This window comes from Streptomyces sp. NBC_01485, from assembly GCF_036227125.1.
Taxonomy (GTDB): domain Bacteria; phylum Actinomycetota; class Actinomycetes; order Streptomycetales; family Streptomycetaceae; genus Streptomyces.
Genome location: NZ_CP109435.1, coordinates 1,982,585 through 2,003,059, shown reverse-complemented (window position 1 = coordinate 2,003,059; position 20,475 = coordinate 1,982,585). Strand labels below are relative to the sequence as shown.

The following is a 20,475-nucleotide window of genomic DNA, read 5'->3' as shown; positions in this document are numbered from 1 at the left end:
GGGTCTCCGGCGGTGTGACGATCGGCTGATCCGATCGGGGGACGTCTCGGCCGTGCCCCGCCGTACTGCTCCCGGAACGTCGCAGAGCGTGAACTAGGCTCTGGAATCACCCGATCCGGAGTCCCGGCGGGCTTGCGTGTGCGGTGGGACGGGAGTGTGGCCCGTGACGGATCAGGCAGTGGACACAGGCGGCGTGCAGCTGTCGGGACACGCTGCGACAGAGGGCCATTTCCTGGGCCGTACCCGGGAGTTGAAGGAACTGCGCGCCGACATCGAGCGCGCCGGGCTGGACACCATCTCCGGGAAGAAAGCCCCCCGCGCGCGCGTGCTGCTCATCGCCGGCCGGCCCGGCTCCGGGCGTACGGCGCTCGCCGAAGAACTCGTCCGGCAGCTCGCCGACCGCTACCGGGACGGCGTCCTGCGCGCCCGCCTCGCCGAGCCCGACGGCACGCCCGTACCGGTCGAGCGCGCCGCCCGCGCACTGCTCGCCGCGCTGGACGTGCCGACTCCGCCCGGCGCCGACGAGGACGACCTCGCGGCCCTCCTGCGCGAGGCCCTCGCCGAACGGCGCGTGCTGCTCCTGCTCGACGACGCGGCCGGCGCCGAACAGGTCGACGCGCTCCTCCCGGACACCCCGGAGTGCCTGCTCGTCGCCGTCTCCGCCGGACCGCTCACCGGCATCGCGGACGTCCGTCCCTGCACCCTGGGCGGCCTGGACACCAAGTCCGCCCTCGAACTGCTGACCCGGTTCACCGGCTCGGTCCGCATCACCGTCGACCCGCGCTCCGCCGAGGGCCTCGTGGAAACCTGCCAGGGCCAGCCCGCCGCGCTGATCCTGGCGGGCGGCTGGCTCGCCGCCCGCCCCAACGCGGCCGTCGCCGACCTCGCCAAGCAGCTCCACGCCGAGGGCGACGAGGGCACCCCGCTCAGCCGGGTCTTCCGGCTCGTGCACGCCGCGCTGCCGGCCCCCGCCGCCCGGATACTGCGACTGCTGTGCCTCGCCCCGGCCGGCCTCGCCGACCCGCACACCGCCTCCGCGCTCGCCGGCTGCTCGGTGGGCGCCGCCCACACCACCCTGGACGACCTCACCACCCTGGGCCTGCTGCGGGCCCTGGACTCCCCGCTGCCCCAGTACGAGGTCCCCGGCTGCCTGTACCCCCTGCTGCGCGCCGCCGCAGAGACCCACGACCGCCCGGCCGAGCTCCAGTTGGCCCGCGCCCGCATGCTTGAGCGGACGGTGCGGCTGCTGCACTCCTGCCGGGCCATCACCGAGACCGACAACCCCCAGGCCCGCGAGAAGCTCCAGGGCCTGCCCCGTGCCCTGCGCTTCCCCACCCCGCGCGCGGCCGCCGACTGGCTGCGGGTGCGCCGTCCGGCCCTGCTCGCCTCGGCCCGCCTCGCGGTCGCCGACGGCGAGCTGGACACCCTGGCCCGCCGCCTGATGTCCCAGTTGGTCAGGGCGATGGTCGCGCACTTCGGCACCCAGGAGGCGGCGCCCGACCTGTACGGCGTCCACCAGCTCGTCCTGGACGTGGCCGAGCGCCGGAACCTGCCCCGCGAGAAGGCCGCCGCCCTGCTCAACCTGGCCGACGTGGACGCCAGGACCGGCCGCACGGCGGAGGCCCTGGTGCGCTACCGGGCCGCGCTGGACGCCGGACGCGAGGCGGGCGACCCGTACGCGATCGGCCGCGCGATGGAGTCCGTGGGGGGCGCGCATCTCGAACTCGGGGACTACGACCGGGCCGCCGACTGGTTCGGCCGGGCCCTCGCCCAGCGGCTGGCCCGGGACGAGCGCGCGGACGCCGCCCGCCTCTACGGCCGTACCGCCACCGCGCACACCTACGCGGGCCGCTACGGCGAGGCGCAGCGGGCCTGGCGGGCCGCGGCGGCCGGGCACCGCAAGAACGGCGACGTGGGCGCGCACGCCCGGGCGCTGAGCGAGCTGGCCAGGGTCCAGGAGTACGCGGGCCGCCCCGAGGAGTCGCTGCGGACCTGCCAGGAGGCGGTGGAGTGGGCCCGGCGCGCCGAGGACACGCGGCTGCAGGCCGCCGTGCAGCTGAGGCTGGCCGACACCCTGGAGCGCCTCGGCGACCCGGCGGCGGCCGGCCTGCACCGGGGCGCGGCCGAGCGCATCCTGGGAGAGGAGCTCCCGGACCGGGAGCCGAAGCCGGAAGGGCCGGGGCAGCCAGGGCAGTTGGGGCAGCCAGTGCGGCCGGAGCAGTCGGAACGACTGGAACACGGTGCTAACACCTGCGAAATCCGCAGTACATCCGCTGAAGATTGATGCAATGAAAGGCTAGACAGCGGGAACACCTTCATTAGACTGGCTCTGCCGCACGTTCCCCTGCGGTGTCTCCGGACATGTCCCGTACCCACGGGCAGGTCTCGCTGTGCCCCCACACCCTCTGAGCCCCTCTGAGCCAAGGACCGTGATCGACGTGAAGGTCGGTATCCCCCGCGAGGTCAAGAACAACGAGTTCCGGGTGGCCATCACCCCCGCCGGTGTGCACGAGCTGGTGCGCCACGGCCATCAGGTCGTCGTCGAGCGAGGCGCCGGTGTCGGCTCGTCGATCCTGGACGCCGAGTACGTGGCCGCCGGTGCGCGGATCCTGGACACGGCCGACGAGGTGTGGGCCACCGCCGACCTCCTGCTGAAGGTCAAGGAGCCCATCGCCGAGGAGTACCACCGGCTGCGCAAGGACCAGACGCTCTTCACCTACCTGCACCTGGCCGCCTCCAAGGAGTGCACGGACGCCCTCATCGGGTCCGGCACCACGGCGATCGCCTACGAGACCGTCGAGCTGCCGAGCCGCGCCCTGCCGCTGCTCGCCCCGATGTCCGAGGTGGCCGGCCGGCTGGCCCCCCAGGTCGGCGCCTACCACCTGATGCGCGCCAACGGCGGCCGCGGTGTGCTGCCCGGCGGCGTCCCCGGCGTGCTGGCCGCCCGGGCGGTCGTCATCGGCGGCGGTGTCTCCGGCTGGAACGCGGCGCAGATCGCCATCGGCATGGGCTTCCACGTGACCCTGCTCGACCGGGACATCAACAAGCTCAAGGAAGCCGACAAGATCTTCGGTACGAAGATCCAGACGGTCGTCTCCAACGCCTTCGAGCTGGAGAAGGCCTGCATCGAGGCCGACCTCGTGATCGGCGCCGTCCTCATCCCGGGCGCCAAGGCCCCGAAGCTGGTCACCAACGAGCTGGTGTCCCGGATGAAGCCGGGAAGTGTCCTTGTCGACATCGCGATCGACCAGGGCGGCTGCTTCGAGGACTCCCGTCCGACCACCCACGCCGAGCCGACCTTCCCGGTCCACAACTCGGTCTTCTACTGCGTCGCCAACATGCCCGGCGCGGTCCCCAACACCTCCACCTACGCGCTCACCAACGCCACGCTGCCCTACATCGTCGAACTCGCCGACCGGGGCTGGGTGGAGGCGCTGCGCCGCGATCCCGCGCTGGCCAAGGGCCTCAACACCCATGACGGCAAGGTCGTTTACCGCGAGGTCGCCGAGGCGCACGGGCTGGAGCACCTGGAGCTGGAGTCCCTGCTCGGCTGAGCCGTTCCAGCACCCGTTGGACCACCCCGTACGGCCAAGTAGGCGGCCTGCAAAAGGCGATACGTCAACACGGGTCGTCAACCTCGCGCACCCGGCCGGACCTTGCCCGACAAGGCCCGGCCGGATGTGTGTATGGTCACTTTGCGGCTCTCGGTCAACTCGCCTCGAACGTAACCCTTCGACCGATTCGTTCACCGGTGAAGCCTGCCGTGCGACGGCCGTACGCCCTTGACAGAGGGATGTTTCATTGCCGACACATCGGGCCGGGTCCGGCGGATTGTGTTGCTGCGGACGCCCGACACGCCATAGAGTCGCCAACCGTCGGCATGGTGCCACGCTGACCTTGTCTAGAAGTTTCCTGGTCACCAAGGAGGTAAGACGACTTGTGAATGAGTCGACATTTTCTCCCGGGGGTGGTCATCCAGGAATGCTTACGCGGGGCGCGGGTTCCGCGGGGCTCGAGGCTGTCGGCTCCGTCGCTGTCCGAACCTTCGCAGCCCATCAGAGCCAGACCAGCCCCCTACTGGCTCAGACAGCACCCCAGAGCATGGATGGCCATCACGTGAACGCCATGGCCGGCGACGGAAGTGGCGCGCCCCACAACCACTTCGCCGACTACGACGAACTGCCCGACGGGCATTTCTACGATCCCGATGCCGAGTACGAGCCGGATCCGGAGTACGCGGCCACGCTCGCGCCCGACGCGGCCCGACAGCGCCGTGAGCGCGTCGGTCCGACCGGACGCCCGCTGCCGTACTTCCCGATCCCGGGCCCGCTGACCAGTCACGGCCCCGCGACGATCATCGCGATGTGCAACCAGAAGGGCGGCGTGGGCAAGACCACGTCGACCATCAACCTGGGTGCCGCGCTCGCGGAGTACGGACGACGCGTGCTGCTCGTGGACTTCGACCCGCAGGGCGCGCTGTCGGTCGGTCTCGGCGTCAATCCGATGGAGCTCGACCTCACCGTCTACAACCTGCTCATGGAGCGGGGCATGGCGGCGGACGAGGTGCTCCTGAAGACCGCGGTCCCCAACATGGACCTGCTGCCCAGCAACATCGACCTGTCGGCCGCCGAGGTCCAGTTGGTCTCCGAGGTCGCGCGCGAGTCCACGCTCCAGCGTGCGCTCAAGCCGCTGTTGCCCGACTACGACTACATCGTCATCGACTGTCAGCCCTCGCTCGGCCTGCTCACGGTCAACGCCCTGACGGCGGCGCACAAGGTGATCGTGCCGCTGGAGTGCGAGTTCTTCGCCCTCCGGGGTGTGGCGCTGCTGACCGAGACCATCGAGAAGGTCCAGGAGCGGCTGAACCCGGATCTGGAGCTCGACGGGATCCTCGCCACGATGTACGACTCGCGCACCGTGCACAGCCGTGAGGTGCTCGCGCGCGTGGTCGAGGCGTTCGACGACCACGTCTACCACACGGTCATCGGGCGTACGGTCCGCTTCCCGGAGACCACGGTCGCCGGTGAGCCGATCACCACGTACGCATCCAACTCGGTCGGCGCCGCCGCCTACCGTCAGCTCGCCAGGGAGGTGCTCGCCCGGTGTCCCGCCGAGTGAGTCTGCCGGGGGCCGACGAACTCTTCCGTACGACAGGGGGAATGGCGCTTCAGTCGTCCGCGGCCCGTCGCTCCTCAGGCGGTGACGCCCGGGTGCCCGGGCCGGCCGGCGAGAGCGACGGGGCGGCGGCCGGCGGTGCGCAGGACGCGCCGCAGGCCGTGCCCGCGCAGGGCGGCGAGGGCGCCGAGCACGCGGCGGCCGAGGCGGGTCAGACCGCCGCCGGGGAGTCCCGTACCAGGGGCGCCGCCGGGGAGCGCCGTCAGGGCGTGCAGGAAGGTTCTGCCGCGGACGGCTCGGACGAGACCCAGTCGCGTAAGCGCGGGCGGGCCCCCTCCCGTCGGCCAAGCGGCCGGGAGCGGCACGACGAGAAGATCACCGTCTATGTCTCCGCCGAGGAGCTCATGGACCTGGAGCACGCCCGGCTGGTGCTCCGCGGTGAGCACGGGCTGGCCGTGGACCGGGGGCGCATCGTCCGCGAGGCGGTCGCCGTGGTCCTCGCCGACCTGGAGAGCCGCGGGGACGCGAGCATCCTCGTACGACGACTGCGCGGGCGCTAGCGGTAGCCTGCGGGGGCCATGACCTCGAACGACGTCCCAGCTCCAGCCTCAGTCCCCGGCGCGGCAGCCGGCCGTCGGCGTGCGCTGGGGCGGGGGCCGGGGGCGGCGCCCGATCCCGTTCCGGTGCCCGAAGCCGTGCCGCCGCCTCCGGAACCGGCGGCCACCGCCGAGGACACCCCCGACGGCGTCTTCAAGGTGCGGCTCGCCAACTTCGAGGGCCCCTTCGATCTGCTGCTCCAGCTCATCTCCAAGCACAAGCTGGACGTCACCGAGGTCGCGCTGTCGAAGGTCACCGACGAGTTCATGGCGCACATCCGGGCGATGGGCCCGGACTGGGACCTCGACCAGACGACCGAGTTCCTGGTCGTGGCCGCCACGCTGCTCGATCTGAAGGCCGCTCGGCTGCTGCCCACCGCGGAGGTCGAGGACGAGGCCGACCTCGCGCTGCTGGAAGCCCGGGACCTGCTGTTCGCCCGGCTGCTCCAGTACCGGGCCTACAAGCAGGTCGCCGACGTCTTCACGCACCGGCTGGAGCGCGAGGCACGCCGCTACCCCCGTACCGTCGGGCTCGAACCGCACCACGCCGAGCTGCTGCCCGAGGTGGTCATCAGCATCGGCGCGGCCGGGTTCGCGAAGCTCGCGGTCAAGGCGATGCAGCCCCGGGCCGAGCCGCAGGTGTACGTCGACCACATCCACGCGCCGCTGGTGAGTGTGCAGGAGCAGGCCGGGATCGTCGTCGCGCGGCTGCGGGAGCTGGGGGAGGCGAGCTTCCGGGCGCTCGTCGAGGACACCGACGACACCCTCACCGTCGTGGCCAGGTTCCTGGCGCTGCTGGAGCTGTACCGGGAGAAGGCCGTCGCGCTCGACCAGGAGACCGCGCTCGGGGAGCTGCTGGTGCGCTGGACCGGCGGGGACGGGGACGCGCAGCCGACGGTCACGGACGAGTTCGACCGGCCGCCCGAGGAGCCCGGGAAGTCCGGAGAGGAGAAGAAGACGTGAGTGGCGTGAGTGGCGTGAGTGAGGAGAGCGTCGCCGGACTGGATCTCAAGCCGGCCCTGGAGGCCGTCCTGATGGTCGTCGACGAGCCCGCGACCGAGGAGCACCTCGCGAAGATCCTCCAGCGGCCCCGGCGGCAGGTCGCCGGCGCGCTGCGCGAGCTGGCCGACGAGTACACCGTGCAGGGGCGTGGCTTCGAGCTCAGGCTCGTCGCGGGCGGCTGGCGGTTCTACACCCGGCCCGAGTACGCGGCGGCCGTCGAGGGCTTCGTCCTGGACGGGCAGCAGGCGCGGCTCACCCAGGCGGCGCTGGAGACCCTGGCGGTCGTCGCGTACCGCCAGCCGGTCAGCCGCAGCAGGGTCTCCGCGGTGCGCGGAGTCAACTGTGACGGCGTCATGCGCACGCTGCTCCAACGGGGTCTGGTCGAGGAGGCGGGCGCGGAACCCGAAACAGGTGCGATCCTGTACAGGACGACGAACTACTTTCTGGAGCGGATGGGCCTGCGAGGCCTGGACGAGCTCCCGGAGCTCGCGCCCTTTCTCCCCGAGGCGGAGGCGATCGAGGCCGAGACGCTGGAAGGGGTCCCGTCGTTCGATCCGGACGCACCGGATGCAGATGCAGACGACACGACGACGACGGAACTTTGATGCGAAGCAGTGGCAGCGGCAGTGGCAGGAACAGCGGGCGCGGCAACCCCCGCGGGACCGGTGGGGGCGGCAAGCCCCGGGGAACCGGCGGGGGCGGCAACCCTCGCGGGACCGGTGGAAGCGGCAACTCCCGCGGGGCCGGTGGCAGGGGTTCCCAGCCGACGGGCGGGGCAGGGCGCGACCGCGACGACAGGCCGAAGCGCGAGGGCAAGCCCCGTCCCGAGGAGCGCCGCTACGACGTAGGGCCGAGCGGGAACTACGAGGGCCCGAAGTCCGGGCGCGGCGCCTCCGCGCGCGGCGGCGCCAAGGGCGGGCCCAAGCAGAGCCAGGGCACCGGGCGCGGCCGTTCGGTGCCGGCGACCTCCCGTGAGTACGAGGCGCGGGCCGAGGAGCGCAACCGCGAGCGGTACGCGAGCAAGAAGGACGTCAAGCTTCCCAAGACCTTCCCGGGCGCCGAGCAGGAGGGCGAGCGGCTGCAGAAGATCCTCGCGCGCGCGGGCTACGGCTCCCGGCGGTCCTGCGAGGAGCTGATCGAGCAGGCGCGGGTCGAGGTCAACGGCGAGATCGTGCTCGAACAGGGCAAGCGGGTCGACCCGGAGACCGACGAGGTCAAGGTCGACGGCCTGACCGTCGCGACCCAGTCGTACCAGTTCTTCTCGCTGAACAAGCCGGCCGGTGTCGTCTCCACGATGGAGGACACCGAGGGCCGGCAGTGCCTCGGCGACTACGTGACCAACCGTGAGACGCGGCTGTTCCACGTGGGCCGGCTCGACACCGAGACCGAGGGCGTCATCCTCCTCACCAACCACGGCGAGCTGGCGCACCGGCTGACCCACCCCAAGTACGGCGTGAAGAAGGTCTACCTCGCGCACATCGTGGGCCCGATCCCGCGCGACCTGGGCAAGCAGCTCAAGGACGGCATCCAGTTGGAGGACGGGTACGCGAAGGCGGACCACTTCCGGGTCGTCGAGCAGACCGGCAAGAACTACCTGGTCGAGGTGACCCTGCACGAGGGCCGCAAGCACATCGTGCGCCGGATGCTGGCGGAGGCCGGCTTCCCGGTCGACAAGCTGGTGCGGGTCTCCTTCGGCCCGATCACCCTGGGCGACCAGAAGTCGGGCTGGCTGCGACGGCTGTCCAACACCGAAGTCGGCATGCTGATGCAGGAAGTCGACCTTTAAGGATCCCCGCTTCAAGGATCCCTGCCTTTAAGGATTCCTGAGGATCCGAGGGCTTGTGCGCTGACGCACCCCCTTTTTATAGTCGTGATGACTATTAAAAGGGGGTGTTCGTCATGTGGGGCCACGGCCAGGACGCCTACGACAAGCATGCCTACGAGCCCTTCGCCGTCACCGTCGATCTCGCCGTCCTCACGCTCCGCGCGGGCACCCTGCACGTGCTGCTCATCGAGCGCGGCCACGAGCCGTACGCCGGACACTGGGCGCTGCCCGGGGGCTTCGTGCTGCCGGACGAGTCCGCGGAGACGGCCGCCCGGCGCGAACTCGCCGAGGAGACCGGCCTGAAGGACGTCTCAGGGCTGCACCTGGAGCAGTTGCGCACCTACAGCGAGCCCGGCCGCGACCCCCGGATGCGGGTCGTGTCCGTCGCCTTCGCCGCGCTGCTGCCCGACGCCCCCGAGCCGACCGGCGGCGGCGACGTGGCCCAGGCGCGCTGGCTGCCGTACGACGGTGTCGAGCCGCTCGCCTTCGACCACGACCGGATCCTGGCCGACGCCCACGACCGGGTCGGCGCCAAGTTCGAGCGCACCGGCCTCGCGACCGCCTTCTGCCCGCCCGAGTTCACCCTCGGCGAGCTCCAGCAGGTCTACGAGTCGGTGTGGGGGACCGGGCTCGACCGCCCCAACTTCCGGCGCAAGGTGCTCGCCACCCCCGGCTTCGTCGAACCCGTGCCCGGCGCCGCACGTCTGACCGGCGGCCGCGGCAAGCCCGCCGCCCTCTACCGCGCGGGCGCCGCCACCGCACTCCACCCGCCCCTGCTGCGACCGCCCCCGGAAGGACGCCCCGCATGACCACCTCGACCACCGCCGTCCGCAAGCGCGCCACCGGATCCCTGCTGGGGCTCGCCCTGGGGGACGCGCTCGGGTTTCCGACCGAGTTCAACGACATCCCGTCGATCCTCGCCAAGTGCGGGCCGTGGCGGGAGATGGAACTGCCCAAGCGCGCCTTCGTCTCCGACGACACGCAGATGACCCTCGCGGTGGGGCGGGCCATGCGGACCGCCATGGACCGGGGGCTGCTCACTCCCGGAGGCATGGCCCAGCCGCTGCGGAAGGAGTTCGTGGACTGGTACCGGTCGCCGGACAACAACCGGGCTCCGGGGCAGACCTGCCTGACCGCCTGCGACCTGCTCGAGGACGGCAAGCGCGTCTGGCAGGACGCCAGCCAGATCGGCTCCAAGGGCTGCGGCGCCAACATGCGCGTCGCCCCCCTCGGCCTCGCCCCCGGGCTCAGCGACGAGCAGCGCGCCGGGGCCGCGCAGCTCCAGTCCGCCCTCACCCACGGCCACCCCACCGCGCTCGCCGCCTCCGACCTCACCGCCCACGCCGTGCGGCTGCTCACACAGGGCACCGACCCGGCCGCGCTGGTCGGGCTGCTGCGCACGTACGCCCTCGACAACCGCACCCACTACCACCACCGCTGGCTCGACGACCTGTGGACCCGCGGCCAGGACCCCGACCCGGAGCACTTCATGGCGCGCGGCTGGGACGAGTGCCTGGGCGTGCTGGAGCGCCTTGAGGAAGCGCTGCGCGATCCCTCGCCCGAGACCGACCCGTGCCTGGCGACGGGGGCGGGGTGGATCGCCGAGGAGGCCATGGCCAGTGGCCTGCTGTGCTTCCTGCTCTTCCCCGACGAACCGGTGACCGTGCTGCGCCGGGCCGCCTGCTCGTCGGGGGACTCCGACTCCATCGCCTGTCTGGCGGGCGCCTTCGCGGGCGCGCACGCCGGGGCGGACGCCTGGCCGACCGAGTGGGCGGACCGGATCGAGTACCAGGGGGAGCTGGTGACGCTCGGGGCGCTCTGGGACCAGTGAGCCGTTGATCCGGCGGGGGGCTCAGGCCAGCTTGATGACGCCGCCCGCGACGGTGATCTGCTCCGCGGGCAGCGGCTTGGGCGCCGGGCCGTGAGCCACCGAGCCGTCGGCGATGTGGTACTTGCTGCCGTGGCAGGGGCAGTCGATGGTGCCGTCCGCGACTTTGGCCACGGTGCAGCCCATGTGGGTGCAGATCGCGGAGAACGCCTTGAAGTCGTCCTTGGTCGGCTGGGTGACGACGACCTTCTCGTCCGCGAAGATCTTGCCTCCGCCGACGGGGATGTCGGTCGTCTTCGCCAGTTCCCGGCCGGCCGCGGCCGACGACTTCTCGGACGAGGAAGAGGACGAATTGCTGTCGCCGTAGTTGCTGCATGCCGCCGTGAGCGCCGCTGCCGCGCCGCCCGTCGCCAGGAGAACCGTGCGTCGTGTCGCGGGGAGAGTCATGTCGTCACTCCGAAAGTACGGAAGAACCAGAAGGCCGAGGTCAGCCAGATGATCGTGAGCGTGGCGAAGACGAGTCCGCCGACGATCGGCAGCAGCCATCCGGGGAGTCGCTCCGAACGGAGCAGCAGCATCTTGGCACTGAAGGCGCCGAAGAAGAAGCAACCCAGGGCGGAGTGCCACAAAACACGCGTTTCATACGTCTGATAGCCAAGCGCGTACAGGCAGTGCACCGCAACCGGGACGGCGATCAGAAAGGCCGCGCGGCCCGACCAGCGGTGGAGCGTGCCCGACCAGGCGGGACCCGGCAGCTTCCCGTAGAGCATCAGCGCCGAGGCGACCTGGACCAGGGCGAAGAGGATCGCGGCCGTCGCCAGCCAGGACTTCACCGCGCCCGTGCTGCTGAAGCCGGCCAGGTTGAAGGCCGTCCCGGCCGGGTCGTGGACCTTGCCGTACACGCCCAGGGCGACGGCGACCGCGGCGGCGACGAGCGCCGGGACCAGGTAGCGGGCGGGGTGCGGGCCGCGCCGCGCGGGCTCGGGGGCGGGGAAACCCTGGGTGGCGGCGTTCGGGTCGACGGTCATGATGGCTCCCTGCTCAAAGGGGTCAGGGGTGGGGTGCGGGCGGTCAGGGCGTTGCGGGGCGGGCTGTGAGCCGCTGTCCGTCGACCGTCACCGCGCCGGTGGCCGGGTCGATGCGGGGCGCGGGGGAGGGCTCGCCGTCGCGGGTGAGGATGCCGACCTGGGTGCCGTCCTTCAGGACGATCCAGCCGCCGTCGATCTTCGCGGAGCGCACGGTGGCCGTCGCCCGCCACAACCCGGACGGCTTCTTCGCCCGGTCCGCGGTGAACGCGTGGTGGCCGCCGCCGACGTCCACCGTGCCGTCGATCTTCCTGCCGTCCCGCAGCGTGCCGTCCAGCTTCGCGCCGTTCTTCCCGGTGAGCTTCAGCGTGCCGTCGTCCCGTACGTCGCCCTTGAGCCAGGACTCCCGGGTGTGGCCGTCGCAGAAGTACGCGATCGCCCTGCCGTCGCGGACGGAGACGGCGATCGCCGCCGCGTCGTCGGCGGTACGGCCGGCGTAGTCGGAGTCCGGGGCCGGGACCGGGGTACGGGAGGGGGTGGGCGTGGGGGACGCGGCGGTGCTGCGGGTGGGGGCCGGGGTCGGTGACTTCTCCTGCTGCGTGGACGAGACGGTCTTCGTCCCCGTCGTCACGTTGAGCGTCAGCAGGAACAGGCCGAGCACCAGTCCCGCGAGAAGGGTGAGCAGGGGTCCTGGACGCTTCATGTCGGGCCTTCCCCGATGCGGGTGTCCTGCCGTCAGAGTGCCATGAGAGCGCAGGCCGCACCCGCCGTAAAGGGCGTACGGAGGCACTCCCGTCTCGGCACGCGGTCGGCGCGCACCGGACCGACCCGGGCTGACTACGCTTGATGCATCAATGCGTCGAGCGCCGTATATCGGCAGCGCGTCAGCACATCAGGCGTCAGCACATCAGGCATCACACATCAGCAAGGAGCAGCGCCGTGGCGGTACGAGCGGTCCGGGGAGCCGTCCAACTGGAGCGGGACGAGGCCGGGCACATGGACGAGCAGGTCGGGGCCCTGCTCACCGCCGTCCTGGAACGGAACTCCCTCAGCGCCGACGACCTGATCAGCATCTGGTTCACGGCCACCCCCGACCTGCACAGCGACTTCCCGGCGGCCGCCGCGCGCAAGCTGGGCATCGTCGACGTGCCGCTGATCTGCGCCCAGGAACTCGACATCGAGGGCGCCATGCCGCGGGTCGTCCGCATCCTCGCGCACATCGAGTCCGACCGGCCGCGCGCCGGGATCAGCCACGTCTACCTCGGCACCGCCGCCGCCCTGCGCAAGGACATCGCCCAGTGAGGACCGCGCTCGTCATCGGAACCGGGCTGATCGGCACGTCCGCCGCCCTGGCCCTGGCCCAGCGGGGCGTCGTCGTCCACCTCGCCGACCACGACCCCGAGCAGGCCCGCACGGCCGCCGCGCTCGGCGCCGGCACCGACGAGGCGCCGGAGGGCCCGGTCGACCTCGCGATCGTCGCCGCCCCGCCCGCCCACGTGGCCGGTGTGCTCGCCGACGCGATGCGCCGGGGGGTGGCCCGCGGCTACCTCGACGTGGCCAGCGTCAAGGGCGGGCCGCGCCGCGAGCTGGAGGCGCTCGGCCTCGACCTGTCGGCCTACATCGGCACGCATCCCATGTCGGGGCGGGAGAAGTCCGGGCCGCTGGCCGCGACCGGCGACCTGTTCGAGGGACGGCCCTGGGTCCTCACCCCGACCCGGGACACCGACACCGAGGTGCTGAACCTCGCCCTGGAGCTGGTCTCGCACTGCCGCGCCGTCCCGGTGGTCATGGACGCGGACGCCCACGACCGCGCGGTGGCGCTGGTCTCCCACATGCCCCACCTGGTGTCCAGCATGGTCGCCGCGCGCCTGGAGCACGCCGAGGAGGCCGCCGTACGGCTGTGCGGGCAGGGCATCCGGGACGTCACCCGGATCGCCGCCTCCGAGCCCGGGATGTGGATCGACATCCTGTCCGCGAACCCCGGACCGGTCGCCGACCTGCTCACCGACGTCGCCGCCGACCTGGAGGAGACGGTGCGGGCCCTGCGCGCCCTGCAGTCCTCCGACGACGCCGAGCGCGGCGAGGGCGTCGGCGGCATCGAGGACGTCCTGCGCCGCGGCAACGCGGGCCAGGTGCGGGTGCCCGGCAAGCACGGGGCCGCTCCGCGGGTGTACGAGGTGGTCGCCGTGCTGATCGACGACCAGCCGGGGCAGTTGGCCCGCATCTTCGCGGACGCGGGGCAGGCGGGGGTCAACATCGAGGACGTACGCATCGAGCACGCGACCGGGCAGCAGGCGGGGCTGGTGCAGCTGTGGGTCGAGCCGAAGTCCGCGGTGGTTCTGTCTTCGGCGTTGCGTGAGCGAGGGTGGGCTATCCGGAAGTAGGCACCCGGTGCCGGTGTGGGCGCTGCTGGGGGCTGCCGCCCCCAGGCCCCCGCTTCGGCCCTGAAGGGGCCTCGTCCTCGAGCTCCCCCCGAGGGGGGACCCCCAACGGGCTGAGTGCGGCCGGCCGGTGCTGAACAGGTAGCGGGCTGTGACGAACGGGCAGCGGCCGGACGAGTGACCTGTGCCCGGTAACCTTGTGCGGGGCACGATCGCGCCCCGCACATCCACCGCCTCGCACCAGGAAGGTGTCCCCCCGTGGAAAACGGCGCCACCCAGCCCGTGATTGTCGCCATCGACGGCCCCTCCGGCACGGGCAAGTCGAGCACGTCCAAGGCCGTGGCCGCCCAGCTCGGGCTGAGCTACCTGGACACCGGTGCCCAGTACCGGGCGATCACGTGGTGGATGGTGAGCAACGGGATCGACGTCGAGGACCCCTCGGCGATCGCCGAGGTCGCCGGCAAGCCGGAGATCCTCTCCGGCACCGACCCGGCCGCCCCGACCATCGAGGTCGACGGCTTCGACGTGACCGGCCCGATCCGCACCCAGGACGTCACCTCCAAGGTCAGCGCGGTGAGCGCCGTACCGGAGGTGCGGGCCCGGATCACCGAGCTGCAGCGCTCGCTGGCGGCCTCCGCCGAGCGGGGCATCGTCGTCGAGGGGCGGGACATCGGTACGACCGTGCTGCCCGACGCCGATCTGAAGATCTTCCTCACCGCCTCGCCGGAGGCCCGCGCCGCCCGCCGCAGCGGTGAGCTGAAGGGCGCCGACATACACAGCACCCGCGAGGCGCTGATCAAGCGGGACGCGGCCGACTCCTCCCGCAGGACCTCCCCGCTCGCCAAGGCGGACGACGCCGTCGAGGTGGACACCACCGAGCTGACGCTGACCCAGGTCATCGAGTGCGTCGTCACCCTCGTCGAGGAGAAGCGGGCCGTGCGGTGAGTCCTGAGTCCGTGCCCTCCGAGAAGGGCGCCGAGGTCGGGCGGCGGATCGGCGTCGGCCTGATGTACGGGCTGTGGCGGCCGCGCGTGCTGGGCGCCTGGAAGGTGCCCGCGAGCGGCCCCGTGATCTTCGCGGTCAACCACTCCCACATCGTCGACGGCCCGATGGTCATCGGCGTGGCGCCCCGGGCCTCGCACTTCCTGGTCAAGAAGGAAGCGTTCATCGGCCCGCTCGGCCGGTTCATGACCCGTGTCGGCCAGATCGAGGTCGACCGGGCGACCGCCGACCGCACGGCCATCACCCGCGCGCTGGGAGTGCTGGAGAACGGCGGGGTCCTCGGGATCTTCCCGGAGGGCACCCGGGGCGAGGGCGACTTCGCCGCCCTGCGCGCCGGGCTCGCCTACTTCGCCGTCCGCGGCGGGGCCCCGATCGTGCCCGTCGCCGTGCTGGGAAGTTCCGAGAAGCGCGGACGGTTGATAAAGGCGCTGCCCCCGCTGCGCTCCCGCGTCGACGTCGTCTTCGGCGACCCGTTCGAGGCGGGCGACGGCAGCGGACGGCGTACCCGCAAGGCACTGGACGAGGCGACCGAACGCATCCAGAAGCATCTGGCCGCCCACCTGGAAAACGCCAGGCGCCTCACCGGGCGCTGAGCGACACTGAAAACCGAGTTGACTGAGTAACCGAGCAAACCGAGTACCGAGTACCGAGTACCGAGTAGTGGATCAGCCCGGACGAACCGGGTGCTCCACCGATCACCACGAATGAACGACGAGGGACGCACTTCATGAACGACCACACCCAGCCCGACGGCTCGGACGGCTTCGAGCACGATCACGGGGCGCTCGGCGACGCCGAGTACGCGGAGTTCATGGAGCTCGCCGCCGTCGAGGGCTTCGACGTCGAGGACGTCGAGGGGGCGATCGAGGCCGCCGGGCACGGGCCGCTGCCGGTCCTCGCCATCATCGGCCGCCCGAATGTCGGCAAGTCGACCCTCGTCAACCGGATCATCGGGCGGCGCGAGGCGGTCGTCGAGGACAAGCCCGGCGTCACCCGCGACCGTGTCACCTACGAGGCCGAGTGGGCGGGCCGCCGCTTCAAGGTCGTCGACACCGGCGGCTGGGAGCAGGACGTCCTCGGCATCGACGCCTCCGTGGCCGCGCAGGCCGAGTACGCGATCGAGGCGGCCGACGCCGTCGTCTTCGTCGTGGACGCCAAGGTCGGCGCCACCGACACCGACGAGGCGGTCGTCCGGCTGCTGCGCAAGGCCGGCAAGCCCGTCGTGCTCGCCGCCAACAAGGTGGACGGCCAGAGCGGCGAGGCCGACGCGTCCTACCTGTGGTCCCTGGGCCTCGGCGAACCGCACCCGATCTCCGCGCTGCACGGCCGCGGCACGGGCGACATGCTGGACGCCGTCCTGGAGGCGCTGCCCGAGGCGCCCGAGCAGACCTTCGGCACCGCGGTCGGCGGACCGCGCCGCATCGCGCTCATCGGCCGCCCGAACGTCGGCAAGTCCTCGCTGCTGAACAAGGTGGCGGGCGAGGAGCGCGTCGTCGTCAACGAGATCGCGGGCACCACCCGTGACCCGGTCGACGAGCTGATCGAACTCGGCGGCATCACCTGGAAGTTCGTCGACACGGCGGGCATCCGCAAGCGCGTCCACCTCCAGCAGGGCGCCGACTACTACGCCTCGCTGCGCACCGCGGCCGCCGTCGAGAAGGCCGAGGTGGCGGTCATCCTGATCGACGCCTCCGAGTCCATCTCGGTCCAGGACCAGCGGATCGTCACCATGGCCGTCGACGCGGGCCGCGCGATCGTCCTCGCCTTCAACAAGTGGGACACCCTCGACGAGGAGCGCCGCTACTACCTGGAGCGCGAGATCGAGACCGAGCTCGCCCAGGTCGCGTGGGCGCCCCGGGTGAACGTCTCGGCGCGCACCGGCCGCCACATGGAGAAGCTGGTCCCGGGCATCGAGGCCGCCCTCGTCGGCTGGGAGACCCGCGTCCCGACGGGCCGCCTCAACGCCTTCCTCGGCGAGCTGGTCGCGGCCCACCCGCACCCGGTCCGCGGCGGCAAGCAGCCCCGCATCCTCTTCGGCACCCAGGCCGGCACCAAGCCCCCGCGCTTCGTCCTGTTCGCCTCCGGGTTCATCGAGGCGGGCTACCGGCGCTTCATCGAGCGCCGGCTGCGCGAGGAGTTCAGCTTCGAGGGGACCCCGATCCACATCTCGGTGCGGGTGCGCGAGAAGCGCGGCGCCAACAAGAAGAAGTAGCGGCAGCACCAGAAGCGGCCACATGGCTGAGGGCGGCACCCGTCACGGGTGCCGCCCTCAGCCATGTGCAGCGTGATCAGACGGTCCTGCGGGGCGCCGGTGGGAGAGCCGCAGGGAGTGCCGCAGGGATGTGGTGCATCGCGGTGGGCGGGTGCGGCTGGCCGATCTGCCCGACCCGCTGCCACTGGGACTGCTGACCGATCCCGTGCCGCGCGCTCTGCGCCCCCGCGCTGTAGGCGCTGTAGGAACTGCTGAACGACCCCGGGCGGGGTGGCGCGTACGAGCCCGTGCTGTGCGGGATGTTCCCGAAGGCGGTGAACCCCAGATCGTCCTCGCCGCTGCGGTCACCCGGCAGCGAGCGGAACGTCTTGACGTACTCGGAGTAGAGCGCGTCGTAGATCGGCGTGGCCGATGGGCCGCCCTGGGAGTCCTGAGCCGGTCGCGCGGACGGGATCGACTGGTAGGACGGGCGGCGGGGAACGTCATAGGTGTGCACGTATGTCCAAACGACGCGGCACGGGAAGAGATGCGGTTGTGCAGCGCGCCCGAAGGGGCGCGGGGCTGCGTGTACATGCGGCTCCGCCGCGTGGGCGGGACCAGCCACGAACGACCCGCCGCCGCCGTGCAACCCGCAGTCCCCGCCCCCTCATGCGCTTGTCTCAGGTCCCGGCAAGGGGCAGTGCCGCCCCCACCAACTGCCCGTTCGCCGCGGACTTGTCGAGCGCGTCCCGCAGCAGGTCCTCCCTGGGCTGGCGGCCGATCGAGCCCACCGGCGCCGCGAACATCAGTACCTGCTGGTGCTTGTTGGCGGCGGCCCGCCAGCCCTCCGTCACCTGCAACGGCTGATGTGCCTGCCACCAGGCGACCGGCTGCCCGCCGTTCACCGACGGCTGCAGTACGGCGTGCAGTTGGCCCATCGCGAGCAGTACGGACCAGCCGTGCTGTACCGGCGGGACCTCGGTGAGCTGGCTCAGCGGCATGAAGCCCTGCTCGATGAGAAGGGGCAGGAAGTCGTCGCCGGCGCCGGTCGTGCCGGGCCGCACGATGGGCGCGGTCGGCTCGACGACGAGGGCCGGGTGCAACTCCCCGGCGATCAGGACGAGTCCGCTGGTCACACCGAGCACGGCCTGCTCGGGGATGACCTTGTCGGGGTCCAGGTCGACCGTGTCGCCGCTGATGGAGCGGACCGCGCCCTGAAGCTGCTCCTCGGTGACCTGGACGATCTGCGAGGGCAGGCAGGTGGAGTGGGCGAAGGCGAGGACCGCGGTCTCGTCGCCGATGAACAGGACAGTGCTGGTGCGTTCGTTCTCGGAGTCGCCCGGGGTGCGGCAGGACGTGCAGTCGTAACTGCCCGGGGCGTTGTCTCCGGCGAGCAGCCGGTCGGCTTCTTCGTCGCCGATCTCGGCGCGTACCTCGTCGCTGACGTCGAGCATGCGCGGCACGGGTGACTCCCTCGGATGCGGTGCTTGGGCGAGGCCGGGGTGGCTCCGGCTCGTGGTCCGGGTGGGTCCCCGGCTCATGAAGAAGACAACGGGCGAGCTGTGGCGGGAGTCACGCTGCACGGCCAACGTAATCGAACCATCCTGCGCACGTGATCACGCTGCGTGCGGAATCGGCCACTCCATGTCAAGTAACGGGGAGATCACGGAACTTGGCCCGGTGAACTGACTCACAGTTTGTTCGAGTGGCTGGTCGACAAAATGTGAAAAAGGTGGATGAAGTAGGTGTCCTGAATTCGCCGCTACCTACGGTAACCAGTAACTGGCCTGGGAGAACAGGGAGTTGGTTGATAACGGGTCGTCAGGGTCCCTAGATTGCACCGCCGTGTGCAGCGAGCACCGCTCGGGTACGTCCGCCGGCCGCGCAGAGCCAGACAACGCGCAGCACGACCGCCGACGGACGGGGCGGAGCGCCACGACCGCGTCCTTGCGCGGCCGAAGCGCTCCGGTCAGGGGGAGCCCGGGTCCGTAGAGAGGGATCTACATGTCCGAATGTGCCGATAACCACACCCGCACGTCGTCGCGCAAGACGGCGGTCCTCGCCGGGGCGATACTCCTCGCCCCCCTCGGACTGCTCTCCGCGACCGGCAACGCCGCGGCGGCCGACAGCGGGGTGTGGGACCGCATCGCCCGGTGCGAGAGCGGCGGCAACTGGTCCATCAACACCGGCAACGGGTACTACGGCGGGCTGCAGTTCTCCGCCGGCACCTGGCGCGCGTACGGCGGCACCGCCTACGCGTCCACCGCCGACAAGGCCAGCAAGGCACAGCAGATCTCCGTCGCCGCCAAGGTGCAGAACGCACAGGGGTGGGGCGCGTGGCCGACCTGCTCGGCGCGCGCCGGAGCGTCCGGCAGCGCACCGACGAACGGGACGAGCGGTTCGTCGTCCTCCGGTACGTCGGGTTCCACCGAGTCGAGCTCCTCGAAGTCCTACTCCGGCTCGTCGAAGTCGGGCTCGTCCAAGTACGGCTCGTCGAAGTCCGGTTCCTCCAAGTCGGGGTCTTCCGAGTCGGGGTCTTCCGGGTCGAGCTCCTCGAAGGCGCCGGAGCGCTCGACGAGCCAGACCTCGCGCGGTACGTCCCGCGGCGACTACACCGTCCGCCAGGGCGACACCCTCAGCACCATCGCGGACGGGCACGGGCTCACCTGGCAGCGCGTCTACGCCGCCAACAAGGCCGTCGTCGGCGGCGACCCCGACCTGATCGTGCCCGGCCAGCGCCTCGTGCTCTGACCGTTCCCCCTACGGGACGAGGTGGCCCCATCCGGTGCGACGACCGGGTGGGGCCACTGCGGTCGTGCCGGTCATGCCCGTGGCCTGCACACCGTGAGACGCCCGGGTGGGTGTCCCCGGGCGTACGGAGGACATGTGGGGGAGCCGTGCATTTCCTATGGGCGGTCAGGTCGCGCGATCCCGCTGGATTCGGAATGCGCCGGGATCCGCGGGCGGGTTCTCCGCGCGCTTTTCGGCCGGTTATTCGAGGCGGCCGGACGACACGCGGGAATTGCGTTCGAATACGCGCGTAAGGCGTACGAAACCGCTCGTACGTGTGACGGAGTTCGTCGAAACGCGTGTCGTGATCCTGTGACAGAAGTGTGACCGGAGCGATTCGCGGCACCGGTCCGGGGGCCGGGGTTCCCGGGGCGCGGCTCGCGGCCTAGCGTGGCGGTATGGCACCGAATCCCACTCCGCCAGCGGAGCCCCAGGACAGTCCGGACGGGTACGTCGGCCTCGAGGCCGCGCGCGCCGAGCGCCTCGCGCGGGAACGGGGGTGGTCGGCGGTGCGCGCGTTGGCGCCCGGGACGATCATCACCATGGAGTACCGCTTCGGGCGGCTGAATTTCGAGGTACGGGACGGACGCGTGGCACGCGCCTGGAAGGGCTGAGAGGCAATCCCCGCAAGTACTGCTGGGCCATAAGTACTGCTACGCATTACGGGTACGGCGAAGGCCCCGGTTCCTGGGTTCAGGGGCCGGGGCCTTCGGGTGCGGG

General features: G+C 71.5%; 21 protein-coding genes. 16 read left to right on the top strand and 5 right to left on the bottom strand.

Annotation, left to right across the window (positions count from 1 at the left end; all coding sequences use genetic code 11):
* The first annotated feature begins 163 nt into the window (after nt 1-163).
* From OG352_RS09240 to OG352_RS09200, 9 genes are all read left to right on the top strand, one after another.
* The gene (locus OG352_RS09240) at nt 164-2,284 is read left to right on the top strand and encodes a tetratricopeptide repeat protein (RefSeq protein WP_329215906.1); all 2,121 of its coding nucleotides are present in this window, start codon (nt 164-166) and stop codon (nt 2,282-2,284) included.
* A gap of 145 nt (nt 2,285-2,429) precedes the next feature.
* Complete coding sequence (gene ald, locus OG352_RS09235; protein ID WP_329215905.1) at nt 2,430-3,554, top strand: alanine dehydrogenase; 1,125 nt, start codon at nt 2,430-2,432, stop codon at nt 3,552-3,554.
* A 427-nt stretch (nt 3,555-3,981) separates the two neighbouring features.
* The gene (locus tag OG352_RS09230) at nt 3,982-5,118 is read left to right on the top strand and encodes a ParA family protein (protein ID WP_329215904.1); all 1,137 of its coding nucleotides are present in this window, start codon (nt 3,982-3,984) and stop codon (nt 5,116-5,118) included.
* Nucleotides 5,103-5,675: a hypothetical protein gene (locus OG352_RS09225; RefSeq protein WP_329215903.1), complete on the top strand. Its 573-nt coding sequence runs from the start codon at nt 5,103-5,105 to the stop codon at nt 5,673-5,675. Before OG352_RS09230 ends, OG352_RS09225 begins: the two co-directional genes overlap by 16 nt.
* An 18-nt stretch (nt 5,676-5,693) precedes the next feature.
* Complete coding sequence (locus OG352_RS09220) at nt 5,694-6,674, top strand: segregation and condensation protein A (protein ID WP_329215902.1); 981 nt, start codon at nt 5,694-5,696, stop codon at nt 6,672-6,674.
* Nucleotides 6,675-6,745: 71 nt separating this feature from the next.
* The gene (scpB, locus tag OG352_RS09215) at nt 6,746-7,318 is read left to right on the top strand and encodes an SMC-Scp complex subunit ScpB (RefSeq protein ID WP_329223766.1); all 573 of its coding nucleotides are present in this window, start codon (nt 6,746-6,748) and stop codon (nt 7,316-7,318) included.
* Nucleotides 7,318-8,499 carry a pseudouridine synthase gene (locus tag OG352_RS09210; protein ID WP_329215901.1) on the top strand — a complete coding sequence of 394 codons (1,182 nt, stop codon included), beginning with the start codon at nt 7,318-7,320 and terminating at the stop codon, nt 8,497-8,499. The genes scpB and OG352_RS09210 overlap by 1 nt, the downstream gene beginning before the upstream one ends.
* A 113-nt stretch (nt 8,500-8,612) precedes the next feature.
* On the top strand, nt 8,613-9,347 hold the full coding sequence (locus OG352_RS09205; RefSeq protein ID WP_329215900.1) for an NUDIX hydrolase: 735 nt from the start codon (nt 8,613-8,615) through the stop codon (nt 9,345-9,347).
* The gene (locus OG352_RS09200; protein ID WP_329215899.1) at nt 9,344-10,369 is read left to right on the top strand and encodes an ADP-ribosylglycohydrolase family protein; all 1,026 of its coding nucleotides are present in this window, start codon (nt 9,344-9,346) and stop codon (nt 10,367-10,369) included. Before OG352_RS09205 ends, OG352_RS09200 begins: the two co-directional genes overlap by 4 nt.
* A 21-nt stretch (nt 10,370-10,390) precedes the next feature.
* On the opposite strand, the gene OG352_RS09195 is transcribed toward OG352_RS09200, so the two are convergent.
* The 3 genes from OG352_RS09195 to OG352_RS09185 are packed head-to-tail and all read right to left on the bottom strand — an operon-like array spanning nt 10,391 to nt 12,094.
* A complete protein-coding gene (locus tag OG352_RS09195) occupies nt 10,391-10,813 on the bottom strand; it encodes a Rieske (2Fe-2S) protein (RefSeq protein WP_329215898.1) in 423 nt (140 codons plus the stop codon).
* Complete coding sequence (locus tag OG352_RS09190) at nt 10,810-11,394, bottom strand: DUF6529 family protein (RefSeq protein WP_329215897.1); 585 nt, start codon at nt 11,392-11,394, stop codon at nt 10,810-10,812. Before OG352_RS09190 ends, OG352_RS09195 begins: the two co-directional genes overlap by 4 nt.
* A 43-nt stretch (nt 11,395-11,437) precedes the next feature.
* Nucleotides 11,438-12,094: a hypothetical protein gene (locus OG352_RS09185; RefSeq protein WP_329215896.1), complete on the bottom strand. Its 657-nt coding sequence runs from the start codon at nt 12,092-12,094 to the stop codon at nt 11,438-11,440.
* 236 nt (nt 12,095-12,330) lie between these two features.
* Here OG352_RS09185 and aroH point away from each other — a divergent pair, with 236 nt between their 5' ends.
* The 5 genes from aroH (at nt 12,331) to der (ending at nt 16,986) form a co-directional block, all read left to right on the top strand.
* Nucleotides 12,331-12,693, top strand: a complete 363-nt coding sequence (aroH, locus tag OG352_RS09180) for a chorismate mutase (RefSeq protein WP_329215895.1) — start codon at nt 12,331-12,333, stop codon at nt 12,691-12,693.
* Nucleotides 12,690-13,775 carry a prephenate dehydrogenase gene (locus OG352_RS09175; RefSeq protein ID WP_329215894.1) on the top strand — a complete coding sequence of 362 codons (1,086 nt, stop codon included), beginning with the start codon at nt 12,690-12,692 and terminating at the stop codon, nt 13,773-13,775. Before aroH ends, OG352_RS09175 begins: the two co-directional genes overlap by 4 nt.
* 255 nt (nt 13,776-14,030) lie before the next feature.
* Nucleotides 14,031-14,717: a (d)CMP kinase gene (gene cmk / locus OG352_RS09170; protein ID WP_329215893.1), complete on the top strand. Its 687-nt coding sequence runs from the start codon at nt 14,031-14,033 to the stop codon at nt 14,715-14,717.
* Entirely contained in the window at nt 14,675-15,367 is a 693-nt protein-coding gene (locus tag OG352_RS09165) for a lysophospholipid acyltransferase family protein (protein ID WP_329215892.1), read from the top strand. Before cmk ends, OG352_RS09165 begins: the two co-directional genes overlap by 43 nt.
* Before the next feature lie 134 nt (nt 15,368-15,501).
* Nucleotides 15,502-16,986 carry a ribosome biogenesis GTPase Der gene (gene der, locus OG352_RS09160; protein WP_329215891.1) on the top strand — a complete coding sequence of 495 codons (1,485 nt, stop codon included), beginning with the start codon at nt 15,502-15,504 and terminating at the stop codon, nt 16,984-16,986.
* Nucleotides 16,987-17,062: 76 nt separating this feature from the next.
* On the opposite strand, the gene OG352_RS09155 is transcribed toward der, so the two are convergent.
* Together OG352_RS09155 and OG352_RS09150 are read right to left on the bottom strand one after the other, a co-directional pair.
* Nucleotides 17,063-17,482, bottom strand: coding sequence for a hypothetical protein (locus OG352_RS09155; protein WP_329215890.1), 420 nt, complete (start codon nt 17,480-17,482; stop codon nt 17,063-17,065).
* 163 nt (nt 17,483-17,645) lie between these two features.
* Nucleotides 17,646-18,428: a hypothetical protein gene (locus OG352_RS09150; RefSeq protein ID WP_329215889.1), complete on the bottom strand. Its 783-nt coding sequence runs from the start codon at nt 18,426-18,428 to the stop codon at nt 17,646-17,648.
* A gap of 541 nt (nt 18,429-18,969) precedes the next feature.
* Between OG352_RS09150 and OG352_RS09145 the strand changes: the two genes are divergently transcribed.
* The gene (locus OG352_RS09145; RefSeq protein ID WP_329215888.1) at nt 18,970-19,716 is read left to right on the top strand and encodes a LysM peptidoglycan-binding domain-containing protein; all 747 of its coding nucleotides are present in this window, start codon (nt 18,970-18,972) and stop codon (nt 19,714-19,716) included.
* A 437-nt stretch (nt 19,717-20,153) separates the two neighbouring features.
* A complete protein-coding gene (locus tag OG352_RS09140) occupies nt 20,154-20,369 on the top strand; it encodes an I78 family peptidase inhibitor (RefSeq protein ID WP_329215887.1) in 216 nt (71 codons plus the stop codon).
* Nucleotides 20,370-20,475 lie beyond the last annotated feature (106 nt).

Bases quoted from the DNA above. Each gene is read 5' to 3' on its own strand.
- der (WP_329215891.1), top strand. From the start codon at position 15,502: ATGAACGACCACACCCAGCCCGACGGCTCGGACGGCTTCGAGCACGAT.
- OG352_RS09220 (WP_329215902.1), top strand. From the start codon at position 5,694: ATGACCTCGAACGACGTCCCAGCTCCAGCCTCAGTCCCCGGCGCGGCA.
- OG352_RS09230 (WP_329215904.1), top strand. From the start codon at position 3,982: ATGCTTACGCGGGGCGCGGGTTCCGCGGGGCTCGAGGCTGTCGGCTCC.
- OG352_RS09210 (WP_329215901.1), top strand. From the start codon at position 7,318: ATGCGAAGCAGTGGCAGCGGCAGTGGCAGGAACAGCGGGCGCGGCAAC.
- OG352_RS09205 (WP_329215900.1), top strand. From the start codon at position 8,613: ATGTGGGGCCACGGCCAGGACGCCTACGACAAGCATGCCTACGAGCCC.
- OG352_RS09140 (WP_329215887.1), top strand. From the start codon at position 20,154: ATGGCACCGAATCCCACTCCGCCAGCGGAGCCCCAGGACAGTCCGGAC.
- scpB (WP_329223766.1), top strand. From the start codon at position 6,746: ATGGTCGTCGACGAGCCCGCGACCGAGGAGCACCTCGCGAAGATCCTC.
- OG352_RS09185 (WP_329215896.1), bottom strand. From the start codon at position 12,094: ATGAAGCGTCCAGGACCCCTGCTCACCCTTCTCGCGGGACTGGTGCTC.
- OG352_RS09145 (WP_329215888.1), top strand. From the start codon at position 18,970: ATGTCCGAATGTGCCGATAACCACACCCGCACGTCGTCGCGCAAGACG.
- OG352_RS09195 (WP_329215898.1), bottom strand. From the start codon at position 10,813: ATGACTCTCCCCGCGACACGACGCACGGTTCTCCTGGCGACGGGCGGC.
- OG352_RS09200 (WP_329215899.1), top strand. From the start codon at position 9,344: ATGACCACCTCGACCACCGCCGTCCGCAAGCGCGCCACCGGATCCCTG.
- OG352_RS09190 (WP_329215897.1), bottom strand. From the start codon at position 11,394: ATGACCGTCGACCCGAACGCCGCCACCCAGGGTTTCCCCGCCCCCGAG.